Origin of the sequence: Archaeoglobus sulfaticallidus PM70-1 (assembly GCF_000385565.1) — an archaeon.
Lineage (GTDB): Archaea > Halobacteriota > Archaeoglobi > Archaeoglobales > Archaeoglobaceae > Archaeoglobus_A > Archaeoglobus_A sulfaticallidus.
In genome coordinates, this window is the sequence record NC_021169.1 from 1,988,310 (window position 1) to 2,013,243 (window position 24,934).

Annotated in this window: 28 protein-coding genes; 12 read left to right on the forward strand and 16 right to left on the reverse strand. The window is 42.6% G+C overall.

The genetic code is table 11. The features are described 5' to 3' along the window. Positions 1–2: 2 nt before the first annotated feature. The 13 genes from ASULF_RS10705 to ASULF_RS10765 form a co-directional block, all read right to left on the reverse strand. Positions 3–1,730 carry an ATP synthase subunit A gene (locus ASULF_RS10705; RefSeq protein ID WP_015591742.1) on the reverse strand — a complete coding sequence of 576 codons (1,728 nt, stop codon included), beginning with the start codon at positions 1,728–1,730 and terminating at the stop codon, positions 3–5. Then, the gene (locus ASULF_RS10710) at positions 1,718–2,020 is read right to left on the reverse strand and encodes a V-type ATP synthase subunit F (protein ID WP_015591743.1); all 303 of its coding nucleotides are present in this window, start codon (positions 2,018–2,020) and stop codon (positions 1,718–1,720) included. The genes ASULF_RS10705 and ASULF_RS10710 overlap by 13 nt, the downstream gene beginning before the upstream one ends. Before the next feature lie 5 nt (positions 2,021–2,025). Continuing rightward, positions 2,026–3,075, reverse strand: a complete 1,050-nt coding sequence (locus tag ASULF_RS10715; RefSeq protein WP_015591744.1) for a V-type ATP synthase subunit C — start codon at positions 3,073–3,075, stop codon at positions 2,026–2,028. Positions 3,076–3,088: 13 nt separating this feature from the next. Then, on the reverse strand, positions 3,089–3,640 hold the full coding sequence (locus tag ASULF_RS10720; protein WP_015591745.1) for a V-type ATP synthase subunit E: 552 nt from the start codon (positions 3,638–3,640) through the stop codon (positions 3,089–3,091). Between the two features lie 28 nt (positions 3,641–3,668). Then, positions 3,669–3,884 (reverse strand): F0F1-type ATP synthase subunit c/vacuolar-type H+-ATPase subunit K, encoded by a 216-nt coding sequence (locus tag ASULF_RS10725; RefSeq protein ID WP_015591746.1) that lies wholly within the window; start codon positions 3,882–3,884, stop codon positions 3,669–3,671. 5 nt (positions 3,885–3,889) lie between these two features. Then, positions 3,890–5,818, reverse strand: coding sequence for a V-type ATP synthase subunit I (locus tag ASULF_RS10730; protein WP_015591747.1), 1,929 nt, complete (start codon positions 5,816–5,818; stop codon positions 3,890–3,892). Beyond that, positions 5,819–6,139: an ATP synthase archaeal subunit H gene (ahaH, locus tag ASULF_RS10735; protein ID WP_015591748.1), complete on the reverse strand. Its 321-nt coding sequence runs from the start codon at positions 6,137–6,139 to the stop codon at positions 5,819–5,821. A gap of 146 nt (positions 6,140–6,285) precedes the next feature. Continuing rightward, positions 6,286–7,356 carry a molybdopterin molybdotransferase MoeA gene (locus ASULF_RS10740; RefSeq protein ID WP_015591749.1) on the reverse strand — a complete coding sequence of 357 codons (1,071 nt, stop codon included), beginning with the start codon at positions 7,354–7,356 and terminating at the stop codon, positions 6,286–6,288. Beyond that, the gene (locus tag ASULF_RS10745) at positions 7,357–7,623 is read right to left on the reverse strand and encodes a ubiquitin-like small modifier protein 1 (RefSeq protein ID WP_015591750.1); all 267 of its coding nucleotides are present in this window, start codon (positions 7,621–7,623) and stop codon (positions 7,357–7,359) included. A gap of 37 nt (positions 7,624–7,660) precedes the next feature. Then, complete coding sequence (locus ASULF_RS10750; protein WP_015591751.1) at positions 7,661–8,704, reverse strand: hypothetical protein; 1,044 nt, start codon at positions 8,702–8,704, stop codon at positions 7,661–7,663. Further along, positions 8,701–9,522 carry an Mrp/NBP35 family ATP-binding protein gene (locus ASULF_RS10755; protein ID WP_015591752.1) on the reverse strand — a complete coding sequence of 274 codons (822 nt, stop codon included), beginning with the start codon at positions 9,520–9,522 and terminating at the stop codon, positions 8,701–8,703. Before ASULF_RS10755 ends, ASULF_RS10750 begins: the two co-directional genes overlap by 4 nt. Then, positions 9,515–9,904: a DUF134 domain-containing protein gene (locus tag ASULF_RS10760; protein ID WP_015591753.1), complete on the reverse strand. Its 390-nt coding sequence runs from the start codon at positions 9,902–9,904 to the stop codon at positions 9,515–9,517. The genes ASULF_RS10755 and ASULF_RS10760 overlap by 8 nt, the downstream gene beginning before the upstream one ends. A gap of 300 nt (positions 9,905–10,204) precedes the next feature. Further along, on the reverse strand, positions 10,205–10,861 hold the full coding sequence (locus tag ASULF_RS10765) for a Yip1 family protein (RefSeq protein ID WP_015591754.1): 657 nt from the start codon (positions 10,859–10,861) through the stop codon (positions 10,205–10,207). 258 nt (positions 10,862–11,119) lie between these two features. Between ASULF_RS10765 and ASULF_RS10770 the strand changes: the two genes are divergently transcribed. The 4 genes from ASULF_RS10770 to ASULF_RS12245 all read left to right on the forward strand — a co-directional run bounded on the left by ASULF_RS10770 (position 11,120) and on the right by ASULF_RS12245 (position 13,152). Then, positions 11,120–11,410 (forward strand): hypothetical protein, encoded by a 291-nt coding sequence (locus tag ASULF_RS10770; RefSeq protein WP_015591755.1) that lies wholly within the window; start codon positions 11,120–11,122, stop codon positions 11,408–11,410. 208 nt (positions 11,411–11,618) lie between these two features. Then, the gene (locus ASULF_RS10775; protein ID WP_015591756.1) at positions 11,619–12,170 is read left to right on the forward strand and encodes a stage II sporulation protein M; all 552 of its coding nucleotides are present in this window, start codon (positions 11,619–11,621) and stop codon (positions 12,168–12,170) included. A gap of 12 nt (positions 12,171–12,182) precedes the next feature. Further along, positions 12,183–12,467, forward strand: coding sequence for a hypothetical protein (locus ASULF_RS10780; RefSeq protein WP_015591757.1), 285 nt, complete (start codon positions 12,183–12,185; stop codon positions 12,465–12,467). Positions 12,468–12,885: 418 nt separating this feature from the next. Continuing rightward, entirely contained in the window at positions 12,886–13,152 is a 267-nt protein-coding gene (locus ASULF_RS12245; protein ID WP_015591759.1) for a stage II sporulation protein M, read from the forward strand. Positions 13,153–13,317: 165 nt separating this feature from the next. On the opposite strand, the gene ASULF_RS10795 is transcribed toward ASULF_RS12245, so the two are convergent. The 3 genes from ASULF_RS10795 to ASULF_RS10805 all read right to left on the reverse strand — a co-directional run bounded on the left by ASULF_RS10795 (position 13,318) and on the right by ASULF_RS10805 (position 17,419). After that, complete coding sequence (locus ASULF_RS10795; RefSeq protein ID WP_015591760.1) at positions 13,318–14,181, reverse strand: SDH family Clp fold serine proteinase; 864 nt, start codon at positions 14,179–14,181, stop codon at positions 13,318–13,320. A gap of 122 nt (positions 14,182–14,303) precedes the next feature. Beyond that, positions 14,304–16,856 (reverse strand): PAS domain S-box protein, encoded by a 2,553-nt coding sequence (locus ASULF_RS10800; RefSeq protein WP_081623024.1) that lies wholly within the window; start codon positions 16,854–16,856, stop codon positions 14,304–14,306. A 209-nt stretch (positions 16,857–17,065) separates the two neighbouring features. Continuing rightward, positions 17,066–17,419, reverse strand: coding sequence for a DsrE family protein (locus ASULF_RS10805; protein ID WP_144060552.1), 354 nt, complete (start codon positions 17,417–17,419; stop codon positions 17,066–17,068). A gap of 547 nt (positions 17,420–17,966) precedes the next feature. Here ASULF_RS10805 and ASULF_RS10810 point away from each other — a divergent pair. The 8 genes from ASULF_RS10810 (at position 17,967) to ASULF_RS10845 (ending at position 24,748) form a co-directional block, all read left to right on the forward strand. Next, positions 17,967–18,731, forward strand: coding sequence for a TatD family hydrolase (locus ASULF_RS10810; RefSeq protein ID WP_048098243.1), 765 nt, complete (start codon positions 17,967–17,969; stop codon positions 18,729–18,731). 17 nt (positions 18,732–18,748) lie between these two features. Next, entirely contained in the window at positions 18,749–19,102 is a 354-nt protein-coding gene (locus ASULF_RS10815; RefSeq protein ID WP_015591764.1) for a DUF2250 domain-containing protein, read from the forward strand. Positions 19,103–19,498: 396 nt separating this feature from the next. Then, entirely contained in the window at positions 19,499–20,647 is a 1,149-nt protein-coding gene (sucC, locus tag ASULF_RS10820; protein WP_015591765.1) for an ADP-forming succinate--CoA ligase subunit beta, read from the forward strand. Between the two features lies 1 nt (position 20,648). Beyond that, positions 20,649–21,521, forward strand: coding sequence for a succinate--CoA ligase subunit alpha (gene sucD, locus ASULF_RS10825; RefSeq protein ID WP_015591766.1), 873 nt, complete (start codon positions 20,649–20,651; stop codon positions 21,519–21,521). A 56-nt stretch (positions 21,522–21,577) separates the two neighbouring features. Then, positions 21,578–23,266, forward strand: a complete 1,689-nt coding sequence (locus tag ASULF_RS10830; RefSeq protein ID WP_015591767.1) for a succinate dehydrogenase/fumarate reductase flavoprotein subunit — start codon at positions 21,578–21,580, stop codon at positions 23,264–23,266. Between the two features lie 10 nt (positions 23,267–23,276). Next, complete coding sequence (locus ASULF_RS10835) at positions 23,277–23,993, forward strand: succinate dehydrogenase/fumarate reductase iron-sulfur subunit (RefSeq protein WP_015591768.1); 717 nt, start codon at positions 23,277–23,279, stop codon at positions 23,991–23,993. A gap of 14 nt (positions 23,994–24,007) precedes the next feature. Then, positions 24,008–24,382, forward strand: coding sequence for a succinate dehydrogenase subunit C (locus ASULF_RS10840; RefSeq protein ID WP_015591769.1), 375 nt, complete (start codon positions 24,008–24,010; stop codon positions 24,380–24,382). A 3-nt stretch (positions 24,383–24,385) separates the two neighbouring features. Next, entirely contained in the window at positions 24,386–24,748 is a 363-nt protein-coding gene (locus tag ASULF_RS10845; RefSeq protein ID WP_015591770.1) for a succinate dehydrogenase subunit D, read from the forward strand. Positions 24,749–24,934 lie beyond the last annotated feature (186 nt).

The following is a 24,934-nucleotide window of genomic DNA, read 5'->3' on the forward strand; positions in this document are numbered from 1 at the left end:
TATCACCCCAGCAATGCTTTCCTAATCTTCTCAATCGCTGCCTCGAGCTTTGGCTTGTAGTCCTCTTCGAGCTTGGATCTCTCGAACTCGTCCTTGCCCTCTACTTCTTCAATCTCGCTGACCAGTCTCCCTGCTTCAAGAGCCTTGTAGAAGATGTCGTTCAGCTCCTTTATGGCCTTAAGCATGTCGTACTGCTTCTGGAAGCTGCAGTATGTATCAACCGGGTGATATGCATACTGCTGGAGATAGAACTCCCTGATGTATCTTGCTATTTCAAGCAAAACTCTCTGGCTGTCTGGTAGAGCATCACTACCAACAAGCTGAACAATCTCCTGCAGGTTAGCCTCTTCCTGCAAAACGCTCATAGCCCACTTTCTGAGCTCAACGAACTCTGGAGACACATTCTCCTTGAACCAGTCCTCGAGAACATCCAGATACAGGCTGTAGCTCTGCAACCAGTTGATAGCCGGGAAGTGTCTTCTCGCAGCAAGCTTTGCATCAAGTGCCCAGAACACCTTGACAATTCTCAGGGTGTTCTGAGTAACCGGCTCACTGAAGTCTCCACCCGGTGGAGAGACTGCTCCTACGACAGTAACACTGCCCACATTTCCACCGAGCGTCTTAACTCTTCCAGCCCTCTCATAGAACTCTGCAAGCCTTGAAGCCAGGTAAGCGGGATAACCCTCTTCACCTGGCATCTCCTCAAGTCTTCCAGAGATCTCTCTCATTGCCTCTGCCCATCTGCTTGTGGAGTCTGCCTGAACAGCCACATTGTAACCCATGTCTCTGAAGTACTCGGCTATTGTGATACCTGTATAGACTGAAGCCTCTCTTGCAGCGACTGGCATGTTAGATGTGTTGGCTATAAGAACAGTCCTCTCCATCAATGGCTTACCTGACTTTGGATCTATCAGCTCTGGGAACTCCTCAAGAACCTCTGTCATCTCATTTCCTCTCTCACCGCATCCAACATAGACGACTATCTCTGTATCACTCCACTTCGCAAGCTGGTGCTGGGTAACAGTCTTTCCTGAACCGAATGGGCCTGGGATTGCTGCGGTTCCACCCTTAGCAACTGGGAAGAATGTATCAAGAATTCTCTGCCCAGTCATCAATGGTATGAGTGGTGGAAGCTTCTCCTGATATGGCCTTGCCTCTCTGACCGGCCACTTGTGATAAAGCTTCAGCTCGGTTCCATTGTCCAGTACGGCAACAACATCATCCACCTTGAACTTGCCCTCGTATATCTCTGTAATAACACCGCCAACATTTGGAGGCACAAGAATTCTGTGCTCAACGATCTCAGTCTCCTGAACTGTACCGATTATTTCACCCGGATTTACTTTGTCACCTTTCTTTACAGTAGGTTTGAACTCCCATACAGCATCTCTGCTAAGGCCAGGAGCCTGAATACCTCTGGATATGAAGTCTCCACTTGATTCCTTGAGTGCCGGGAGTGGTCTCTGAATTCCATCATAGAACGACTTGATCAAACCCGGACCCAGTTCAACGCTCAGTGGTGCACCAGTGTTGATGACGACATCGCCGGGCTTTACACCTGAAGTATCCTCATAAACCTGAATGAGTGTCTTTGCCCCCTGGAGACCTACCACTTCACCCATTAACCCTTCTTCTCCAACTCTACACACATCGTACATTCTCGGCTTAATTCCTTCTGCAACAACAAGAGGTCCTGAAACTCGATAAACTTCACCCTTCATTCCTTCCATAAGTCAACACCTATCGCCTTTCTTATTTTCTCCTTAATCTCCTCAACACCACCCTCTCCACCAACCTTCACAAAGGTTGGCTCTATGCTTTCCTCAATCCTCAACTTAAGCTGGATTGGCAAACTCTTATAAAGATCATATTTTATAACCACAATTCCCTTTTTCTGAAGTGCCTCTTCAACAATCTTTGGCAGTTCTGTTTCATCAGTAACATCGACAATATTCCTGATCCCCGAAAGCCTGAAGCCGATATTGAAATCGGGATCACCAATAACCATCAGTTCACTCATAAAAATCACCTTGCTATAATCAACTGCTCTTTTATCGACTCATTATCAAGCCCCACAGCCTTTCCCCTTGCGATTATTCTCAGGTTGTCTATCTCTATTTTCTTCAGGAGTATGAACGCCATCACTGGTAGGATCGAGAGCGGGTAGCTGTGAGATTTCGAGAGCACCTTCTTGACCCATATCCTGTCGAGTGCTGCTTCAATCTTTGAAAGTTCACTTTCAACCTGATCTTTCATTCCTTCCCAGAACCAATATCCTTCCAAGGACTTCATGAGTTCGTCCAGCTCAAGAGCTGCAAGCTTTCTTGCCTCAGCTTCGTGTATCTGCAACCCCCTCGGGATTATTTTCGTCATTATTTCATCCGCAGTACCGCCCTCTTTCTTCATTCTGAGGATCGTTTTTATGTTCTTTATGTCCACTTCCATCTTTATGAAGTCTATGAAGTACTTCATATCCAGAGACTCTGCCTTAATTCCAGCTAGTGTATTGTAGTAGATCTTGTACAGGTCATCCTCAAATTCGCTCATTGGGCAAACTCTCACGAGCTTTTCTAAAGCTGGATAGAACTGTGTCCCCTCGAAAACCTTTGCAATTTCTTCAATGCTCTCTTTCATCATCAAAGATTTGAAGAACTCCATGTCGTATTCTCCAGCTGGAATAATCGTTGCCTCAACCTCCTCTACCGGAAAGTTGAACATCTTGCCTCTGATGATATTTATTATATTGTAGATATCGTATCTCCGGAGATACGCTGAGATCAGATCTCTCGGCACTCCTTTAGAGACCCTTATAAGCTTGTTATATGTCCTGGAAAGGTTTAAAGAAAAAGCGTAGTCTATTAGCGTTAGGCCATGGTACTTAAAGCCAAGCTCATCAATTTCCTTCTTGTACTCAGACTCCTCAAGGTACCTGATTATCTCATCGAGATCCATGTTCACCAGCTTGTTGTACTCATCTCCCGGTATGAGCTTCCTGCTCATCACCCTTACTCTGGAGACTATGTAGGCCCACTCAGATGGCTTTGTTCCTATGAGCATCTTGAAAATTCCCGGCATGGTGATCCCTTCTTTACTTGAACAATATTTCCGACACTTCCTTCATCTTGCTCTCAAAGAGTGTGCTCAGCATCTCGTCGAAAGTCAGGTTTATCCTGAACTGTCCGTCAGCACTCTCCAGCACAACTCCACCTATGCACTCAATGTTCCCTGCATACTCCATTTTTGAAATGCTCTTGACGATCTCTTCATCCTCCTTGTTAGAGTAAACCCTGTACCCCTCTTTCTCATTTGCCTTCAGAAGCTTTTCCATGAGCTTCTTTTTCTCTTCCTTATCCATGGACTTCACTTTCTCCACGAGTTTCTCGTAAACTGCTTCCAGCACTTCCTTCCTTCTGTTCAGTTCTTCCCTTTTCATCTCAAGATTTATGCTTGAAATCTCCTGCTTCCTCAGTCTCTCAACCTCATTTTCTGCTGTATCCCTTGCTTTCTTCAATATTTCTTTTGCTTTCTCTTCGGCTTCAACCACTATCTTCTCAACCTCTTTCTCAGCCTCACTCTTTATCTCTGAAACTCTCTGCTGCCCCTTTTTGACTATCTCTTCAATTACTGGTTCCAGCGGCATTGTGTTCACCTGAAAAATGAAAAGATGTTCACATGAACATCAGCAGGAACGAGATGACTAGTCCGAAGATAACGATTGTCTCTGGGATAACTGTCATCAACAGACCCCTACCGAAGAAGTCGGGGTCTTCTGCCATTGCCCCCACAGCCGCTGCACCAATTCCCTGTTCACCAAGACCAGCACCAATTCCAGCCAATCCTACAGCCAAACCAGCTCCTATTGCCACAAAACCCTCTACCGGCATTTTTCTCACTCCTCCTTCGTAAATTTCCTAATTTTTCCAAACGGATTGTATTTTATTCCACCACCCTCGAAGAATTTAACAAAATGCTCCACATAGTGGAGTCGCAAACTCTGCAGCCCGGGATCAAGGACTCCGAGCAGCAGATTGATGAAGTGTCCCAGCAAGAAGACTATAATACCCGCAATAATGCCGACTATTCCTGCTGGGAACAACATCTCGAGGACCATGTAGTTGAAAGCTATAGCAAAACCAACACTCGCCAGACCTACCGCAAGCAATCGAGCGTAGCTTATCGTGTTGCTGAGCAGTGTCAGGTACTCGATCAGGAACATCGCACCCTCGCCCATTATTGTAAGCGCTGCCCAGATTATTATAAGCGGCGCTGCGATGTAGTACGCGAAATTCGGTGCAAATGCAAAGGCACCGCTCATCTGGTTTATTATGAATCCCATGATTATGAATGCAATCGATATCAGTGCGAGAAGCCAGTTGAGCTTTTCATACACTGCATGCTTCCATCCGTGCTCCTTTGCAACATTCAGGATACCGAAAATGTAACCGATAGCCATGTGGATAACACCGATGGCGATCGTCAGCACGAGTATAGCTGGAGCCAACTCGAGCCTGTTTACATGCGGGAAGTGCACGAAGGCTTCGTTGTGCGTTATTTCTGCAAGGAAGCTCTCATGTCCGAAGAGCTCAAAGCCGAAGAGCTCACCGTATATGAACCCGAATACGATCGTTGAAACGGATGAATAGATCAGAATATTAAACAGGTCCTGCCATCCAGGTGTCCTGAACTTCTTTTTCAGCCAGAGACAGAGTGCAAGAATACAAATACCATAACCGATGTCACCAAGCATAAAACCAAACATCAACGGGAACACGATTGCCATCAATGTCGTTGGATCCACTTCATGATACTTCGGCGTTGTATATGTCATGGTCAGCAACTCGAAGGGCTTTGCAAATCTCGGATTCTTCAGGGCCGTTGGTGGTTTCAGCTCATCGTCAAGCTTCTCAACCACAACCTTGCCATTAGTTGCAGAGGTTACCTCGTTTTTGACGAGATCAAACTTCTCTTTCGGCACATAACCCGCAAGTACGAAAGCGTACTTGGATACAGCCGCTCTGAGAGGTAACTCGCTCTTCTCAAGCTCTATTGTAAGATGTTCCTCCATTGCAAGCATCAGATCGAGGTTTTCTTTCTCCAAGCTCTCCATCTCAGTCCTCAGAGACTTTATCTTGCTCTTCAACTCTGAGGTCTCTCTCTCGATCTCTGAAAGCCTCTCATCGTAGCTCCCCTCGAAGTCCGGGACAGGGATCTCCCTGTATCCGAACTCCTGAATTACCTTAAAGACATCCTGAGCATGCTCATTCTTTACGAATATTGCCCCAACGAATTCCTTCTCGTATTCGCTGAATATAATCTCGAACTCTTTTGTTACTTCCATTATCTTTTCCATCGGGTTTGCTGTGAAGTAGCCAACGAAGACCTTGAGGTTCTTATAGCCTTTAAGTAAATTCACAGGAATGTTTAAGGCTTTGAGTGGAGCGAGAACTTTCTTCTCATCCTCAAGCTTCCTTATCTGCTCCTCAGCCTTCCTGATCTCCTCAAGCCTTGCTGTTATCTCAGATTCAAGTTCGGAAACTTTTTTCTCAAGAACTGAGTCGAGTTCAGATATGCTGTAAACCCTCTTCGGCTCGTAGGCTGGATCCACTTTAATATATGAGAGCATTGACCTCAGGGTGACCAGGAACTTCGATGCTTTGGATGCCCTCGAGAGAGGCTCACCGATCCTGAAATACTCCCCCTCTTCAGCAAAGTCCTCAATGTGCAGAAGATTCAGCTTGTGCAGAACTTCAGCCGTTTTTTCAAAGTGATCCTTTGAGCCTACTATGGAGATTTTAACCATCTCCACAGGCTTGAACATTTAGATCGACCCCACAAATTCCTGATACAAGAAATCTACAGCTTCATCAATTCTAGATTTACCCTTAGAAACTACATCATTTATCTCCTTCAGTCTCTTCTCCCTGATGCTCTCTTTCTCTTTCTCTATTTCCACCTTGGCTTTCTCGATGATCTCATTTTTGATTTTTTCAGCTTCTTTCTCAGCATTAGAAATGATCTCCCTCGCCTTCTCTTTAGCCTCAAGAATGACCTTTCTCTTCTCCTCCTCGGCGGATTTGATATCCTCTTCCACTTTCTGCTCTACCTCTTTAATTTTTGAGAGTATCTCTGTTTTTTCCATGCCCACACACCCCACAATTAGATTAATGAGACCCCCCAAACTGAAGTAACTATCGAGGTCTGTTAAGTGGTTTTAAAGGAAGTATTTAAACTTTATTCTTTTTTTTGTCCAAATATTTTTCCAAAGTTTTTCTTAATTTAAAATAATTAAATTAAAAACTCCAAAAAATGAATGTTAACCAAAGAACCAGTAGGAGCGCTCTCAACCCCTTCACTCAATACAAAATAGCTGTTTGAGGCTACAAAATCCTTTAAAAAAGATTTACCCTTAACAATATTAACTTCAGAACCATTATAATGAGAGAGAAACAATTGAGTGTATTCCTTATTTTTTCGTATATCTGTGGTGGTAAACCCTCTGAAGGGCTTATCCTCCAGACCGAATATCCAGCATACAAATTTTCTCACATAAAACAATAAGCCAGAAAGGCATGCCGACTGCATCCCTGCAAGGCAGAAGATAGGGGTTTGAATCATCCCAAATATGGTTGTTCTTCCCGGCTTTATTTTCGATTTTGAGAAGATGATCTCCCCTTTCCTTTCAACTACTTTCCTAACAATATCCCTCCTTCCGATGGATGTGCCTCCAGATGTAACAATCAGATCATGATCTAGAGACTCAATTTCCTCAGAAATTAGATTAAAATCATCTTTCAGAGGTTCAAACCTTTCCACCTCGCATCCCCAGCCAGATAGAAGCTCTGAGATCATCAGACCGTTCGTTTCAATTATGATCTTGTTAAGCTCATCTCCTGTTGGGATTACTGCCACTCTTGGCTTTCTGTAAACCACCACCTCTTCAACACCGCAGTTTTTCATTGCTATGACATGGTTCAGCGTAATTTTAGTCCCTTTTTTCAAAATAACCTCTTCCTTCCGATATTCCTCACCTTTCTTAGCAGGTTGAAAAACGCTGTGGGCAATCAGCCCGTCTGATGTTATCTCAGCATCCTCTACTTTAACAACAACCTCATCCTCAACAATATCTCCAGTATTAACCCATCTATAGTTTTTGATCCCGGACTCAATTTTTCCAAGCTCATAGTTTTTAAGAGCATACCCGTCAAATAGTGATATATCGTGTGGTGGATAATCTGCTATCGCCCTGATGTCTTCATAAACCACCCTGCCAACGCTATCCTCTACCGGCACCTTCTCCTTCCCAATATCAGGCACAAATCTTTTTATTGAACTCAGAGCTTCGTTATAGGACAGCACTCAACCACCGCTAACTGGTGGGAAAATAGCCACAACATCTTCCTCTTTAAGTTCCGTATCAATCCCATTCAGAGATCTGATATGTCTTCCATTGACCATTATGTGTACATAATCCCTTAACCTGTCACCTTCATAGATGAGTGGTTTGAGCTTCTCGAATTTTGTTGTCAGGGTTTGGAGCAGCTCTTTGATAGTTTTAGCCTCAACTTCAACCTCTTTTGTGTTTGCAGCCTCTCTGAAATTGGCGAAGAGCTTAACCTTTACCATACTGGTATCTTAATTTTTCCAAAGATAAATTTATTTCTTATTTTTCAGCCGTTTTTAATCCCCTCTCAACATAAGCCTTAACATTCGGAGACATCCAGTAAATCCGTTTCCACCCACCTTCATCAGCCAAGAATTTCGGACTTTTTAAATAAGAGAAGCTCGCACCCACAAACCCCTCAACCTGCTGCCCGGATATCAGTTTCTCCATCTCACTGAATTTCAAACCAATGGGAGTTTTTTCTCTGTAATCTCTATCCACGATGCCAAAAGCATCTCTAGAGGGATCGTAAAATATTATGATTTGAGGATACAGTCCTGACAGCGGTGGATTCTTCAGAACAGCATGCAAAGATACTCTCTTAACTCTTCCTTCCGTAATTTCTTCCATGATCTTATTTATTCCAGCATATTCTGAGTTTATCTTCTTTCCCTTTTTTACAGGCTGGTAGTATCCAACGATTCCAAGCTCGTTTGCTGTTTTAGCCTCGATCCATGTCGTGCCACACGGAGAGGGTCGTTCTGGAGAAATCACACAGGCATTATATGGCAGGTAATGCTGGCATGATTTGCATATGTAGAACTCCTCAACATCCTCTTCCCTACTGAAAACCTCTCTCTTTCTGTGAATCTCTCTTGCAACATTTAGCATCCTTACGAACTCATCCCTATCGAGAATCAGTATAACTTCAACACGATCAACTATTTTCTTAAAAGAAAAATATATAATTTGTGCTATGCACTCAAATGTTCCAGTATTTAATTTCTCAACCCTAAGCACAACATTTTCCTTGCGGTTCAGGTATTCTACACCCTTCAGCCTGTTCACTACCTCCCCTATCAGCGCCTCAAGTGCTGAAGCTGATTCCTCACTGCAGTCAGCCTTCACAACTATGCCGATGTTCTCTATACTCCCAGAGAGCAAAAGTTCTATGCCATCCCTCTTTGGATTTGTCGTAACGAGTTCGAATCCCCTTATCTCCACTCCCTTAACCCTTTCTCCTTGATAGGCTAAGCTGTGCTCACAATTCTCTATCTCATCTACATCCATTTCATTTGGATCGATGAACCTGCTGATCATCATTTGCCTGATTCGTTGGATTCGTTGGATTCGTTGACAGCTTCAACGAATTCAAGAACCTTATCAACTATACCATCAAAGGCCTTAGAACTTGCTGATTCTGGATACTTGACAACAAATGGCTCTCCATAATCACCGCTCTCAGCCACGGCAGGGTCTATCGGGATATATCCGAGAAATCTCAGATCCATTTCCTTGCAAACTCTTTCAACATTGCCCTTGCCGAAAACATTGAACTCCTTACCACAATTTGGACAAGCAAACCCGCTCATATTCTCTATTAACCCAATCACAGGAATGTTCAGCTTTTTAGCAAAGTTTATTGATTTTCTAACGCTGAGTAAAGCTACATCCTGAGGTGTGGACACTATCACCGCTCCATCAATGCTGGCGATGAGATGCGCTATGTTCAATGCCTCATCTCCCGTCCCAGGAGGAAGATCTATTATCAGGTAATCCAGATCTCCCCAGTCCACCTTCTCGAGGAACTGCTTTGTGATGGAAAACTTCATTGGCCCTCTCCATATCACCGGCGTGTCACTTTCCGGAAGCAGGAAGGCAATGGATACCACCTTCAGGCTTGGTGGGATTATCACAGGTTCTATGGTCTCATCAAAAACCGGGAATCTTGCCCCCTCCACACCGAGCATTTTTGGAACGCTTGGGCCATGGATGTCACAGTCCAGCAGTCCAACTTTATAGCCCTTCTGAGATAGCTTGGCTGCCAGATTGACTGCAACCGTGCTCTTTCCAACACCACCTTTTCCACTCATCACCACAATCTTATGCTTGATTCCCTTAAGCTCGAGTTTTTCAGCCATCATATCCCCTCCCACATGTTGGACACAGAACTATCAGTTCAGAAATATCGTGCTCACATCCTCTGCATTTGGGCAGCCTTATTTTCTCAAACACATACTCTCCTTCCTCAATCTCTATAGCCTTTCCTTCAACCAGGGCGGTTACAAGCTTTCTTCTCGCTCTCTTGAGGTCCCTCCAGAAAGCTTTTCTCGAAACACCCATAACAATTGATGCCTCCTCATGCGTCATCCCGAGCAGGTCAACTAATCTCAGTGCTTCAATCTCCTCATGGGTCAGCAAAATTTTATCTCCAAGCTCAGGACGACTATCCTCAAATTTCGGGATGAAGCCTTTAACTTTCGTCTTGTAGCATATCCTTCTCGCCGACTTTCTCCTACCCACAAATGCACGATAGGGAAAAAATATATAAGCTTTTCTACATTTTTTAGGCTTACCTCATTTTTTGTTGACTCTTGTTGACTCGCCAGTTATTTGACTCTGCTTCCAAAAACCCACGTCCAATACCACAATAAAAGAAGTAGCTACAATCATGAGCATAAAGAAGAAAGATGTTCGACTTCCTATGAAATTGCTTTGATGTTAGGGAGGTTATTTTCACCGGCACAGCAAAGCTAAGGAACTGGACTACCAACAATAAACAACAGAACTATGGCCAAAAAACGATAAGAGGTATGGTTAATATTAAGGCAATAGAAGTCTAATGAACGAGTAAGCCTGGTAAAGCCCAAACAGCATAGTGGGAATCAAAGCCGACACAAAAGCCCTTTTAGTCGTCAGGTTGCGTGCATGTTTTATGGCAAAAGTCCACAACGTTAGAGACCATACAGTTATTGCCAGATTTATTATTAGGTTGGAGTAAACTAAATCCCGCGGGAGAATGGACAGCAAAACAGACTTCACGATCTCGGGATTCTGCTGCAACTGTTCTATGCTAATCTTTGGAACTTTTGCATTCAGCACATAGTAGGCTGACATTGGGATAGTTACAAGAGATCCAACAAGCGAAGGTAGAAACCCGTAGCCTGTAAACTCAAAGGTTCTCCTAAATGAGCCTTTGCCGTTAAACAACAACGATGATAATCCATGCATCATCACTGTCAATATTAGCCAGACGGCGAATATGCCTATGAATGAGCCTATTATGCCGATGTAAGCACCCACTACGAAAAATCCAGCCAAGTCAGACGGGATGACTTGACTGAGTTTTGCTGCCAGCAGGTACTGATACGCTGAAATTATCGCTGCTATGGCTACAACGATTGTCATCGGTTTTTGTATTCTGACATCCTCTCTGCTGAGTTCTTGAAAAAACTCGTTGGGGTTGGTTATTAGCTTCATATTAGATGAAAACATTAATTGATATTTAAACATTTAGGTTAATTAAATGAAAAATAAAAGTTTATAAATTTTTTATCTTTGGGAAAATTGCCATAACTCGGAAGATATATCAAATAATCCAGAGTTACAGATTTAAATTTTAAATTTTCTAAGTTTTGAGTAAATTTTTACGATATGGGAAATGTACAAAAATATGAGAAAGAAAATTTTATATACCATAAAATTAAAAGATGATGAATGGCATAGGAGGTGTGGGAAGTGTACGGGTATACCTCAAGGTGGGATGAAGAAACAGTAATAAAATGGCTGGCAGTGGGGATGGTGTTAGCAATGATAGGGATGGCAGTGATACCAGCTGTAACAGTAGAACCTTCTAAAATAGGCGGAGGGCTTTTGCTAGCTTGGAACGCTGGAAATGACTTGCTGGATGATGGGCAATATTCATGGCAGACTTACGTCAATATGGCGCTACTGGCAGGAGGTGTGGTTGCTTTTGCACTCGCTCCCCCGGCAGGTATAGCGTACTGGATAACGGCAGGAACATTATAAGCTTTTTGACTTGATATGTACACAAATAAGCTAAGAACTTTAAGAAACATCCTAGGAATATGTCTTGTGATTCTAACTATATTTTCTATTATAAATTTTTTATTTGAGATTTCTGGAGAATCCTTGATTCCGATACAATCAGCTCAGGTACTGCCCTTTCTTAGTGCTTTGTTGATAATATTTATTTTAATTAACAAATATGTTGAAGATGAATACTAGTGTCATTATACTAATTTTGTTGTCTGCATTGCTTTACATTTTTGGGATAATTTTAGGTTACGGCTTGCTTAATGATCTCACAGACCACTCTTTGGCTATTAAAGTTAAATACAACAATAATTCACTTTTACAATTTTCTTATCAGAGTATCATAGCGACAAATTTAAATTTGATATTAATTTTGCTGTTAGGATTTGGTGTCGTGACTTCCATAAACCTCGTCTTCAATGGAGCAAATTTGGCCTTTCTGTACATTGAGAGTCTCAGAAGGGGGATGGATCTTTGGAATTTTCTGATTCTAACGCTCCCTCACGGCATCTTCGAAATTCCCGCCATAATCATAGCGGGAGCTGCAGGATTCAAAATCCCCTACGAGATCATAAGATATTTAGTAGGTAAAAAAGAAACAATTCTAACAAAAGAAGACGTCAAAGAATATCTAACCTTAGCCTTAATCTCGATCATCCTGATCGTGATAGCAGCATGGATTGAGGCTAATATAACATTAAAGATGGCCAAATCGATGTTAGGGAGGTGGTAGTTAATTAAACAGATGAAAGTGTGTAAGCGTGAGGTGGATGAAGAAACAGTAATAAAGTGGTTGGCAGTGGGAATGGTATTGGCGATGGTGGGGATGGTTGTAACGCCGATGATTGGAATTAATGCGGTTGAAATTGGGTATAGTATTGGAAAAAGATACGGGTGGGACACTCAGGAATCAATGCTTTGGGGAACGGCTGTTGGAGCTACGATTGGTGCTGTGATTGGAGGATTGGCAGGTGGAGTGGCAGGTGCAGGTATTGGTCTTACTTTAGGTGGAATGTGGGGTGCAGCTTAACTTTTAAAAAATTATATCTTTTTTACTATACTGGTGATATGAATGAAAAAACCAGTCAATCTTGCCGTATTGGCAATTTTATTATTTGCTTTTGGTCTTCTTATATGGTTAATTACGATGGAAGAAGATATGTACGAGGCAATATTATGGAGAGATTCTTTTTGGTGTCTATCTGCTGCATTATCGGGGTACGCATATGCCATCTCTAAAAAGGAGAATAAAACTCATTAATTTATCTTTTATAATATATTCTAAGATTTATAATTATAATGCTAAATATTATAGATTACCCCGTCCATATCAACCTTGGCAAAAACATAATGACTGACCAACTAGTTAGATCAGACTTTCATTATATTCTGATAAATAACATTAAAGTTATAAAGTTATTTTTATTCTAATTTTGGGGTCAGTAACTATGGGATCATCAACCATGATCAACTTATCATTTAACGGAATTCTATTAGGTGCTTTGTTAAAAAAATCAATTACAAATAGTATTAGTTTGCAAAATTTTTTGCTCCTAGTCATACCTCACGGTATATTCGAAATCCCAGCTATCATCATAGCTGGGGCAGCAGGTTTTAAGATTCCCTACGAAATTGTAAGATATTTAGTAGGTAAAAAAGAAACAATTCTAACAAAAGAAGACACAAAAGAATACCTAACCCTCGCAGTAATTTAGATAATCTTAATCGTAATAGCAGCGTGGACTGAAGCGAATGTAACACTGAAGATTGCTCAAGCGATGCTGAAAATGAAGGATATTTGAAGATTTTGAGGTGGTTTAAAAAGAATAAAAGTATAAAAGTATATGGTAAAGGAGTGTTCAGACCGCTTGAAAAAAAATTTAAAATCGTAGACTTGTTTCACTCTCTCCTCTTTTCCTTGGCATCGGATAGAACTCAACATTCGGATATCTCTGCATCATCGGTTGTGGATACAGCTCCATCAGCATGTAAACCTCTTCCGGCACATCCGTTCTGACATTAAGACCAAGTTCCTTCGCAACCTCAACAGTTATTGGATAATCGTGTGTCCATTTCCCTTCCGTGAGTATCTTTGCAACTTCCTTTGCTTTCTCATCACCCATCTTGTCTCTCAGCAACTCATAAACGAAACTCCGAACCTGATTGATTGCTTTCTCAGCCAGATCTGCAAGAATAAGCGTTTTATCCTCAACATCCTTTGGATCCTTTTTTGAAACTGCTTTGACTATGGATGGAGCGGGATAGTTCATCAATTGCGGATCTACCGGGCCCAAAACTGCGTGAGGATCCATTATTATCTCATCCGCTGCCAGAGCTATGAGCGTCCCACCACTCATAGCATAGTGCGGGACTATAACACTCGTCTTGGCGGGATGACTCTTGAGGGCCTTAGCGATCTGAGATGCTGCAAGCACAAGCCCACCAGGGGTATGGATGACGAGGTCGATCGGTTGATCCTTTGGTGTTGTCCTTATCGCCCTCAGAACCTGCTCGGAGTCTTCAACATTTATGAACCTGTAGAACGGTATTCCAAAGAGTCCTATGCTCTCCTGCCTGTGTATCATCGTAATGACATTGGATTTCCTTTTTGCACTCATTTTTTCCATCAGAGCTTTTCTCGTGTTCACCAATTGTCTATGTTTTATCTGTGGTCCTAGGATCAGATAGAACAGAAACAGAAACCATATCAGGTTGAAAAAAGATCCAGTAGGGTCGTAAACCATGTTTAGGTTAGTGTATGAACTAATTTAAATAGTTTTTTATGGATGGTTATCCATGCCCTGCACCAGAACCTCTGCACAAAGCCACTAATATGTAGCATCCTTTCCAATTCAGCCACCACAATTCAGCCATATTTCCTCAAAAATTCCCTGACCTTTTCCGACTCCAGCCAGCCCTTGTCAAGTCTTTTGATGATGTCTTCTATCCTCTCAGCCTGCTGGATTATCAACTCAGATAGTTTTCTGTCCTTTATTTCAAGTTCTGCTAACAAGATTATAGCTGCTAACGGGTTCCTTATGTGATCAACCAGTATTGCAAATTGTTCTATGTTCTGTTCTATTTGCCGATATGCCTTTCTTTTCATTTCATCCAATTCAATTGCCTTTATCGCAAAAGCCAAGTCTTCAGCCATTGTTCCGAGCAACTCCAGTTCATCATCACTTATCTCCCTACTGGTTGTTAAATAAAGTGTGATTACGCCCTTAACCTCACCATCAACAACCATCGGTATCGATATTACGCTTTTGATCCCAGTTAGTCCACATCCAACACATATCCCTCCATCCCTGATGGTAATTGATTTACTTTCAATAGCTTTCTTTATTATTTCGCACTCTCTGTGTTTTCTCAACAGGTTATCCAGTATCTCATCACCACCCACAGAAACTGCCACCGGTATGATCGCTCCATCCTTTACCAGACAGAGCGTTGCAATGGAGTAATCCTCCAGTGAAGCCAGCTCTTCACTTGCCCTCTCAAGCAGTTTCTGTTTGTCTTTCTCGTGGACAATGAGTTTATTGATGTTGTATATTGCATTGAGCAATCTATTCAGCCTCACCAGATCAGTAATTTCTTTCGCCAAAATCAGGCAATATTTTCCATCTGGAAGATCAACTGGAACTAAACTAACCGAGAAATATCTACCATCCCTCACATCTTCTGTTGTTACTAGCCTATCCTCATCTAACACCTTGGTTAACAGCTCCATCCTCCTTTCTGCAACTTCCTTAGGAAAGAGTTCAAAAAGACTTTTACCCACCGGGTCTTTACCAATACTTTTAATTGTTGCTGGGTTTGCTTCAACGAACACACCATCTTTGTCCAATATTGCAATACTATACGGCGAGTTTTCAAAAATCTTCCTGAATTTCTCCTCAGATTCCCTAATCTTTCTCTCCATTTCAATTCTCTCTGTCAGATCAACACCAATAGATGCTGCTCCGACTGTCTTGCCTTCAGCATCCTTTATAGCAAAATTGTACCACTCAACCATCAATTTCCTGCCATTTTTTGCGATATTTTCGTTCACATTTATCTTCGATTCTCCTGTTTTCATGACTTCTTCGATGACTTCTCTGACCCTTTCCCTCTCACTTTCAGATATCATCAACTCAATCAAGTCCCTTCCCATCACTTCCTCAGCCTTCCATTCAAACATTTTTTCTGCTGTTTTATTCCACAGATTAACCCTAAAATTCAAATCCCAGCCAATAATTGCTGCCGGTGCAACATCTATCATCCTCTGCAACAGCTCAGCAGTTTCTCTGTATTTAGCCTCACTCTCCCTGAGTTTCATTTCAAGTTCAATTCTTTCCGTTACATCTCTTGCAATTATCACGCCCCCAACAAAGCTGTCATTGATAAACATTGGTGAACCTTTTGACTCAAGCCATATCCATTTTCCATCCTTCCTCCTGTACCTGTGAACTATCTTACCCGGTCTTTTTGTTTCCACAGCCCTGAAAAATTCGGCTCTAACAGCATCGAGATCATCGGGATGAACTTGCTCAAAAACCGGCTTCCCTACCAGATCCTCCGGCTTGTAACCCAGCACACTTTCAACAGACGGACTTACATATGTTCTTATTCCATTCTCATCAACAGTCACTATGATATCCCTCGAGTTTTCAACAATCAGGCGATATTTCTCCTCATTTTTTCTCAGCTCCTCTTCCAGCTTCTTTCTTTGCGTTATATCCCTTTTAATCCCGACATAACAAATAACATCGCCCTTATCATCTTTCAACGCGAAAGCTGAGAGTTCAACATAGATGGGGGATCCATCCTTTCTGTAGCATTTTATTTCACCACGATACCACCCTTTTTTAGAAATCTCCTCATAGATTTTTGAGAACTGTTCCTCACCCATGTGGATTGCCGGAGTTTTCCCTTTCAGCTCATCATCAGAATACCCCAACAGTTCTCTATGTGCCTGATTCTGCTCTACATAGTTACCATCAGCATCGATGATTGCAATACCATCATTTGAATTGGTAAAGATCTCCCTGTAAAGCTTTAGCCTATCCTCAAGCTCCTTCCTCTTCGTTATGTCTCTCTCAACACAGAATATTGCCTTTTTACTCTCATAATCGATCAATCTTGCATGAACTTCAGCATAGTAACAGGTACCATCTTTCCTCTCTCTTTTTAATTCGACTACAGCATATCCATCCTCCATAACCTGTTTGAGTCTCTCATCAACTTTTTTGGGATCGTAATCTGAAAGCAATTGCCTAACATTCATTTCTAACAACTCCTCCTCACTGTATCCCGTTGTTTTCTCTGCAGCACTGTTTACCTCAAGAATATTCCCGTTTAAATCCAAGATATACACAGGATCAGGAATTACCTCAAAAATCTCTTTGAATTTTCCACCGAGTTCCATAGGTGGCATCATGATAATAACAATTTTGTCCTTTATAATTTTTGGGTAAACACGGGTGAACTACCCCACGCTTACGTGGCTGTCCGACAATTACTAAGAATAATAATTCATCCCGTTTATTTTTAAATTGCAGGCCTGAGTTCCTTCCTTTTTCACGCAAATTTGAATTGTCAGACAGCCCACTAAAGCATGTTAAATTTTTAAAACTTTAAAAAAACACATCAAGGTTTGATATAAGCATAACCTTCTCTCTGAAGCTCTACGAGCTTTGTTATTCCGGCTGGCACAACCTCACATAACTCGAAAATATCTTCCTTGCTGATGTTGTGAACATTTAAAGCATTGTTGCATACATAAAATTTCACACCCTGTTTATGTAATTCTTCAAGCTTCTCCCTGAACTTCATTGCCGATGCTTTAACAAAAAGCTTTACAGCAAACCCGTTAGCAAGGAGTGCAATATCTACAGTCTCAGCCCCAACATCATTGAGGAAGTTTGTTATGTTTGCCAAGGAAAGCTCAAATGTCGGTGTGTCATCAAAATCCAAATGAAATACTACCTTTAGCTTGCTCATGTTAATCATATCTTTTCTGCCGTATTTAAATATTCTTATAAGTGACTGCGAATAATTTATGCAGTTTAGGTTTTAGTTAATTTTTTATGAAAGTTTGTGGTTCTAAAGGATCCAGAAAAGACAGAATTCGAAGAGAGAAATATAAGGAAACCAATCTCTAATGAAGTTACTGTTAAAGGTACTGTATGCTGAGCGGGAACAGATATGATATCTATGAGGTTGTTGTAGCCGAGCTTATGCTTCTATGTGGGTAAATGTGAATACTGCCTTTCAGAGAGATTGCGTGAAAAGCTCGAAGTTTTAGGAATTACTACTGACATTGGGCTTGCTGAAGAAATCGTTCTGCCAGAACATGCACTGCACCAGAATACCTGAAGAAGTTAATGTTAGAGAAGCTGTTTTAGATGTTCTAGCCGCTCATAGAAACCAACTGTTGAGCTTTTATTTGATTTTTGTCGTTTGGAGTTTTTGGAGAAAACAGATCAATAGTTTTACAATTATAGCCATTTAACCAAAAGAGACTTATTTCCGACGCATAATGAGTGTTATGGACAATCTTGTGGATTCCCACACCCATGCATACATGCTTCCAAAGAAAGACCTGGAGCTCATGGGTTTAGCAAAGATAGTAGATGTGGTTCTATGCAGCTTTGTCCCGTTGGCAAAACACATTGAAACGCTAATAGACCACTTTGAGGAGCTCTATTCAATTCACTGTAAGAGGCTTGAAGAGTTTGGAATAAATGCACACATTTTCGTGGGAATACACCCGAGATGCACCCCTCCCGAATGGAAAAAACTACTTCCAGTAATAGAGAATTACATAGAATCAAGTAAAGCCGTGGGTATAGGAGAGGTAGGTTTGGACAGTATGAGTAAAACAGAAGAGGAGGTTTTATCAGAGCAACTTAAGATAGCCAGAGAATACGATGTTCCAGTAATAGTTCATATTCCCATGGTGGAGAGAATAAAAGCTGTTGAAAAAGTAATTTCAATTGCAAAAAGCATTGAAATGGACTTTGGAAAGCTTGTAATTGACCACACCAGTAGCGATACAATAGACTATGTAAATGACAGTAATGCTGTGCCTGGCCTGTCGGTTAAGCCGCCATTGCTAGATCCGGCAAAAATCGTCGAGAACATTGACAAGTATTGTGGTGGTGTTTTGAACAGTGATTGCGCAACTCTAACAGATACAGATCCGCTGGCAGTGCCAAAAACTGTTAAGTACCTCGAAATAAAAGGAATAGAAAAATCAATTATTGAAAAACTTGCATCTCTCAACACCCGCAAGGTATTTAGAATAAAATAGCTATAAAACAGATAATTATGACTGTTGAGGAAGAAATAATAAATCTAAGTGAGCTACAAAAGAAGGTCATTTTACATTTTCTAACATTTGGACCAGATACTCCTAAACTGATGAGCAGAAGACTTTTAGGAGTGAAAACACATGTGGATTTGCAAATCCTAGAAAAGGATTGCTTAAAACTCTGTGAGAAAGGGCTTATTAAAAAGATTGCTGGAAAGAAAGTACCAAAACGAGTTCCCACATCTAGTATAAAGCCCCATATTAAAATACGAGCAAAGTCAAAAGAAATTAGAAGGCACGGGCAGTATTTTGAACTAACGCACAGAGGGAAGCAAGTTGGAAAGATTATCAAAAAAGAATACTCGCAGTAATGAATTTAGCAGCCATTTACATACGCGCGTATGCCTTCTAGTGTCATGGATTTGTGTTGTGGAAAGCGAGCACATTATAGCTGGTGAATAATGCTTAAACATCTCAGTAGATTTGCTCTTCAGTAACTTGTACTCTAAGTTGCTGCCTTCATTGTCAGAACTGTTGGAGCTATTCAAGCTACAAAGTTAAAAGTAAGAAATCTAATGTTGAGGTATTAACATTATTTTGATGAGATTGTGGGTACTTTGTGAACTACTGATTAGCACGCATCCAGAGATCGATTCAAGTTAATTTAACTATTAATAATTAAATTTTGTTAAAAAACACGACAATTTTGAAAAGCTTTAAATAAGTTCAGCTTTTTATCCGAATAGATAATAAAAAAAGGTGATTTGATGAAACTTTATGAATATCAGGCTAAGGAGTTTTTTTCGAAGCATGGTATAAAAATACCAAAATCAAAGCTTGCCACAGATGTCAATGAGGTTGAGGAAATCGCCAAGGAGCTTGGAAAGGTTGTTTTGAAATCGCAGGTTCTTGTTGGCGGGAGGGGGAAGGCCGGAGGAATCCTTAAAGCACAGGATGTGAGTGAGGCTGTTGAGAAGGCAAAAGAGCTTTTTGGAAAGGACATCAAGGGTTTCAGGGTTGAAAAGATACTAGTTGAAGAGATGCTCGATATCGAGAGGGAAATGTATGTCGGGATAACCCTAGACAGAGCCAATAAAGGCATCGTTATCATCCTGAGTTCCGTAGGTGGAATGGACATCGAGGAGATAGCGATAAAACATCCAGACAAGATCAGCAAGAAGGTGGTAAGCCCAGTATGGGGGCTGAGGGACTACCAGATAAGAGAACTGCTTTACGAGTCCGGAATGCCAAAAGAGTACTTCAAAGAAGTCTCATCGATAATCAAAAAGCTATACGAGATATTTGTAAAGTACGAGGCTGAACTCACGGAAATCAATCCGCTTGTCGTGACCAGATCGGGAGAGATTCTCGCTGCGGATGGGAGGCTGAACATAGACGATAACGCACTCTACAGACAGAAGGAGATGGCTGAGAGGAGAGAGCTTGCGGGCTCAAAGCTTGAAATCGAGGCTGAAGAGAAGGGAATCAACTATGTAAAGCTGGATGGGAATATAGGTGTTATAGCAAATGGCGCAGGAATGTCGATGTCAACAATGGATCTGATATACCTTGAAGGCGGTAAGCCAGCAAACTTTCTGGATATAGGAGGGGGGGCTTCCGCAGAGCTTGTTGAGACTTCAATAAACCTCATCACCAGCGATCCGAGTGTCAGGGTCGTATTCATCAACATTTTCGGTGGGATAACGAGGTGTGATGTCGTTGCTGAGGGACTCATAAAGGCATTCAACAAGATAAAAATCGATATTCCAGTTGTTTTGAGGCTTGCAGGAACCAACGAGGAGGAAGGCAAGGAAATGATAGCAGAATTCATGAAAAGCAGTGATGTGAAGCTCTACATGGTAGACACAATGGAAGAGGGTGCTAAAAAGGCTGTAGAACTTTCAGGAGGTGTTTGATATGGCGATAATAATTGATGAAAATACGAAGGCTATTGTTCAGGGGATTACGGGCTATCAGGGTTCATTCCATGCGAAAAGGATGCTTGATTATGGTACAAACATCGTGGGTGGTGTTACTCCCGGCAAGGGAGGTATGGAGGTTCATGGTATACCAGTGTTCAACACGGTGAAGGAGGCTGTTGAGGAGACCTCAGCAAACGCATCAGTTATCTTCGTGCCACCTGCATTCGCGAGTGATGCTGTTTTCGAGGCGGTGGATTCGGGAATAGAAGTTGTCGTATGCATAACCGAGGGGATTCCCGTTCACGATGAGCTGAAGCTTTACTGGAAGGTTAGAGAGAAGAACGCTGTTCTCATAGGCCCGAACTGCCCGGGAATCATAAGTCCCGGAAAATCACATCTGGGCATAATGCCCTACGAGATATTCAAGGAAGGTAGCGTTGGAATCGTTTCAAGGAGCGGTACTCTGACATACCAGATCGCCTACAACCTGACGAACTTCGGGATAGGGCAGTCAACCGTTGTAGGGATAGGCGGAGACAGGATCATAGGTTCTGACTTCATAGACATACTGAAAAAGTTCGAGAAGGATGATCAGACAGAGATTGTCGTTCTCGTTGGTGAGATTGGAGGGGCTGATGAGGAGAATGCCGCCGAGTTCATAGCGAGTGAGATGAGCAAGCCGGTAGTTGGATACATCGCCGGGATTACAGCCCCGCCGGGAAAAAGAATGGGTCACGCTGGAGCCATAATCGAGGGTGGAAAGGGTACTGCAGAATCAAAGATAAAAGCCCTCGAGAAGGCTGGAGTTAGGGTTGGTAGGACTCCGTTCGAGGTTGCTGAAATCGTTAGAGATTTGTATAAAAAGTAGAAAAAGTAGATGTGATAAAGATTAGATAAAGTAAAGAAAGCATAGAAGGGGTGGAAATGAGGATCAGAAACGATATCGTTATAGTTGGTGCCGGTCTCGCCGGGATGAGGGCTGCAATTGCAGCAGCCGAGGTTTCGAAACAGCTGTCAATAGCCATAGTCTCCAAAACATATCCGATAAGATGCCACAGCGTATGTGCTGAGGGTGGAACCGCTGCTGTTATGCGTGAAGGGGATAGCTTCGACCTTCACGCATGGGACACAGTAAAGGGTGCTGACTTTTTAGCCGACCAGGATGCTGTTGAGTTTTTTGTAAAGGAGATGCCGAGAGAAATCCTCCTGCTCGACAACTGGGGGTGCCCATGGAGCAGGACTGAAGATGGAAAGATAGCCCAGAGACCGTTTGGTGGGCACTCATTCAACAGAACAGTGTTCGCTGCTGACAGGACAGGTTTTCATGAGGTTCACACTCTCTACGAGAGAATGCTCAGCTATCCGAACATAACGAGGTTCGATGAGTACTTCATGACCAACCTCGTGATTGAAAATAATGAGGTCAAAGGCATAACGGCCATAGAGTTAAAGAGCAGTGAACTCGTTCTTTTCGAGGCTAAAGCTGTGATTATCGCAACAGGAGGGGCTGGAAGGCTCTTCGGATTCACAACATACAGCCATACTGTAACAGGGGATGGATTAGCTGTTGCCTACAGGGCAGGAGTTCCGCTGAAGGACATGGAATTCTTCCAGTTCCATCCCACTGGCCTTATACCATCCGGAATTTTGATGACCGAAGCCTGTAGAGGTGAGGGAGGTTATCTCCTCAACAGCAAGGGCGAGAGGTTCATGGAGAGGTATGCTCCAGAGAGAATGGAACTCGCACCAAGAGATGTTGTTGCCAGATCGATGTGGACCGAGATTCTTGAGGGAAGGGGGCTTAAAAGCCCGTATGGTGATTATATCGCTCTCGATCTGACACATCTTGGAGAGGAAAAAATAAACGAAAGGCTTCCGCTGATAAGGGATGCTGCCATCAAATTTGCCGGAGTAGATCCCGTTGAGGAGCCGATACCTGTTAAGCCCGTAGCCCACTACACGATGGGCGGAATACACACGAATATGTACTGTGAAACCCCTGTGAGGGGTCTGTACGCTGCCGGAGAGGCTGGCTGTGTGAGCATACACGGAGCAAACAGGCTGGGATCAAACTCTACTGCCGAATGCCTAGTTTTCGGTAGAGTTGCTGGAGAAAGAGCTGCGGAGTACGCACTGAGCAAGAGCTACTATCCATCAGTGGATTCTCTGGAGGAAGAGGAGAAGAGAATCTATTCGCTGTTCAGAGAAGGAGATGAGTCTGTCTATCAGATAAAGACCGAACTCAACAAAACTATGGATGAGAACCTCTGGATTTTCAGGGATGAGCAGGGAATCATGAATGCAATAAAGAAGATTAAGGAACTCAAGGAAAGATACAAGAACGTTGGCGTCAGCGATAGAGGTAAGAGCTTCAACACAGATCTGACATACGCGATAGAGGTTGGTTACATGCTTGATCTCGCAGAAGTCGTTGCCATAGGGGCTCTGAACAGAAAGGAGTCGAGGGGGGCACACTTCAGAACTGACTATCCGAAGAGGGATGACGAGAACTGGCTGAAGCATACCCTCGCATACTACACTCCTGAAGGACCGAAGTTCGAGTACATACCGGTAACGATAACCAAGTGGGAGCCCGTTGAGAGGAAATACTGAGGTGGTTGTTGTGGATGTGATCTTCAGGATAAAGAGGTTTGATGGTGAAAAATCATCGTGGGCCGAGTATGTTGTTCCCGCTGAGAAAGGTATGACCGTCCTCGAGGGGCTCTATTACATCAAGGAGAATTATGATGGCAGCTTGGCATTCAGGGCTTCATGCAGAATGGGTATCTGCGGAAGCTGTGCCATGAAAATAGATGGCACTCCAAAGCTGGCATGCGAGACACAGATTCTCAGCCTCGGAAAATCCAAGATCACGATCGAGCCGCTTGACAACTTCAAGGTAATTAAGGACCTCGTGGCAGACTTCGACAGCTTCTTCAGGAAGCATGAGGCAGTTAAACCATATCTTATAAGAAAGAAAGAAGATTACGAGAATCCGGTTGAACTGATCCAGAAACCAGAGGAGTTATACGAGTACTACGATTACTCGCTCTGCATAAAATGCGGTGCGTGCTACTCAGTATGTCCAGCATCAGCTACACGAGAAGACTATCTTGGCCCAGCAGCCATGGCTGCTGCTTATAGGTTCAACACAGACAGCAGGGATGAGGGAAAGGATATCAGAATGGATATCGTCTGCTCTGATTGTGGGGTGTGGAGGTGTCACTTCAACGCAGAGTGCAGCGAGGTATGCCCGAAGAACATCAACCCGGCCAAGGCTGTTCAGAAGCTGAGGTTTCAGACCGCAATATACTCCATCAAGAAGTTGTTTAAGTGGTAATTTAGGTGATTTTGATGAGCTGGCTAAAATGGTTTGAAATAAGAGGAAAAAGCCTGTTCAGTATTTCCTACTCATTCCATAGGTTGACCGGAGTTGTGCTTGCGATATATCTCCTGATGCATCTCGGCTACCTGACATCGATAAGGCTGGGAAAGGAAGTTTATGATATATTCATCTCAACCACCGTCACACCAACATTCCTTGCTTTTGATTTACTGCTTGTTCTCGCTGGAGTATACCACGGAATTAACGGAGTCAGATTGATAATCCACGAGTTCGCTCTGGGCTATGAGCTCAGAAAGTCTTTGCTCTATCTGACATACATTCTCGTTTTAATAGTGTGGCTCTACGCATCATATGTTATGTACAGGCTTGTTGTGGGGGTGTGATTTGTGAGCAAACAGATGGATAACATGCACACGAAAAGCGTTCTCGAACCGCTCGGATGGCTTCTGCAGCTAATAACAGGAATACTGCTTGTCATCCTGGTCACATTCCATTTCATAGAGACACACATGATCTCTCATGATGCCTTGGATTTTGAGAAGGTTGTGGAGAGGCTGAGTAGTGGAGGATACAAGGCATTCTATGCATTGCTTTTGCTAACAGTATCCTTCCACGCATACAATGGAATCAGGGCAATAATTCTGGATACTGAGTTCGGAAGAGAGAATAGGAAGGCAGTGAACATTGCAATGGCAATCGTCATAATCGGAGCTTTCGTTTACGGGCTTCAGCTTTTGATTGCCTTTTAGTTTTTAATTTTAATTTTTAGATCATAACTTTTTACTTACAGGTCTCTGTATTTCGGTTTGAGTGTCTGTTTGCAGGCAGTTCAATAAAGCTGGATTATATGGTGGTTAAAAAGATTTATCCGTCTTAATCGACTCATGTACTTGTTCTTAATACCCACACCAAACCTCATATCTTCCCAATAAACT

Coding starts and splice junctions, on each gene's coding strand:
- ASULF_RS10705 (WP_015591742.1), bottom strand. CDS start 1,730: ATGGAAGGAATGAAGGGTGAAGTTTATCGAGTTTCAGGACCTCTTGTT.
- ASULF_RS10710 (WP_015591743.1), bottom strand. CDS start 2,020: ATGAGTGAACTGATGGTTATTGGTGATCCCGATTTCAATATCGGCTTC.
- ASULF_RS10715 (WP_015591744.1), bottom strand. CDS start 3,075: ATGCCGGGAATTTTCAAGATGCTCATAGGAACAAAGCCATCTGAGTGG.
- ASULF_RS10720 (WP_015591745.1), bottom strand. CDS start 3,640: ATGCCGCTGGAACCAGTAATTGAAGAGATAGTCAAAAAGGGGCAGCAG.
- ASULF_RS10725 (WP_015591746.1), bottom strand. CDS start 3,884: ATGCCGGTAGAGGGTTTTGTGGCAATAGGAGCTGGTTTGGCTGTAGGA.
- ASULF_RS10730 (WP_015591747.1), bottom strand. CDS start 5,818: ATGTTCAAGCCTGTGGAGATGGTTAAAATCTCCATAGTAGGCTCAAAG.
- ahaH (WP_015591748.1), bottom strand. CDS start 6,139: ATGGAAAAAACAGAGATACTCTCAAAAATTAAAGAGGTAGAGCAGAAA.
- ASULF_RS10745 (WP_015591750.1), bottom strand. CDS start 7,623: ATGGTAAAGGTTAAGCTCTTCGCCAATTTCAGAGAGGCTGCAAACACA.
- ASULF_RS10750 (WP_015591751.1), bottom strand. CDS start 8,704: ATGATGATCAGCAGGTTCATCGATCCAAATGAAATGGATGTAGATGAG.
- ASULF_RS10755 (WP_015591752.1), bottom strand. CDS start 9,522: ATGGCTGAAAAACTCGAGCTTAAGGGAATCAAGCATAAGATTGTGGTG.
- ASULF_RS10765 (WP_015591754.1), bottom strand. CDS start 10,861: ATGAAGCTAATAACCAACCCCAACGAGTTTTTTCAAGAACTCAGCAGA.
- ASULF_RS10775 (WP_015591756.1), top strand. CDS start 11,619: ATGAATACTAGTGTCATTATACTAATTTTGTTGTCTGCATTGCTTTAC.
- ASULF_RS10780 (WP_015591757.1), top strand. CDS start 12,183: ATGAAAGTGTGTAAGCGTGAGGTGGATGAAGAAACAGTAATAAAGTGG.
- ASULF_RS12245 (WP_015591759.1), top strand. CDS start 12,886: ATGGGATCATCAACCATGATCAACTTATCATTTAACGGAATTCTATTA.
- ASULF_RS10795 (WP_015591760.1), bottom strand. CDS start 14,181: ATGGTTTACGACCCTACTGGATCTTTTTTCAACCTGATATGGTTTCTG.
- ASULF_RS10800 (WP_081623024.1), bottom strand. CDS start 16,856: ATGATGCCACCTATGGAACTCGGTGGAAAATTCAAAGAGATTTTTGAG.
- ASULF_RS10805 (WP_144060552.1), bottom strand. CDS start 17,419: ATGAGCAAGCTAAAGGTAGTATTTCATTTGGATTTTGATGACACACCG.
- ASULF_RS10810 (WP_048098243.1), top strand. CDS start 17,967: ATGGACAATCTTGTGGATTCCCACACCCATGCATACATGCTTCCAAAG.
- ASULF_RS10815 (WP_015591764.1), top strand. CDS start 18,749: ATGACTGTTGAGGAAGAAATAATAAATCTAAGTGAGCTACAAAAGAAG.
- sucC (WP_015591765.1), top strand. CDS start 19,499: ATGAAACTTTATGAATATCAGGCTAAGGAGTTTTTTTCGAAGCATGGT.
- sucD (WP_015591766.1), top strand. CDS start 20,649: ATGGCGATAATAATTGATGAAAATACGAAGGCTATTGTTCAGGGGATT.
- ASULF_RS10830 (WP_015591767.1), top strand. CDS start 21,578: ATGAGGATCAGAAACGATATCGTTATAGTTGGTGCCGGTCTCGCCGGG.
- ASULF_RS10840 (WP_015591769.1), top strand. CDS start 24,008: ATGAGCTGGCTAAAATGGTTTGAAATAAGAGGAAAAAGCCTGTTCAGT.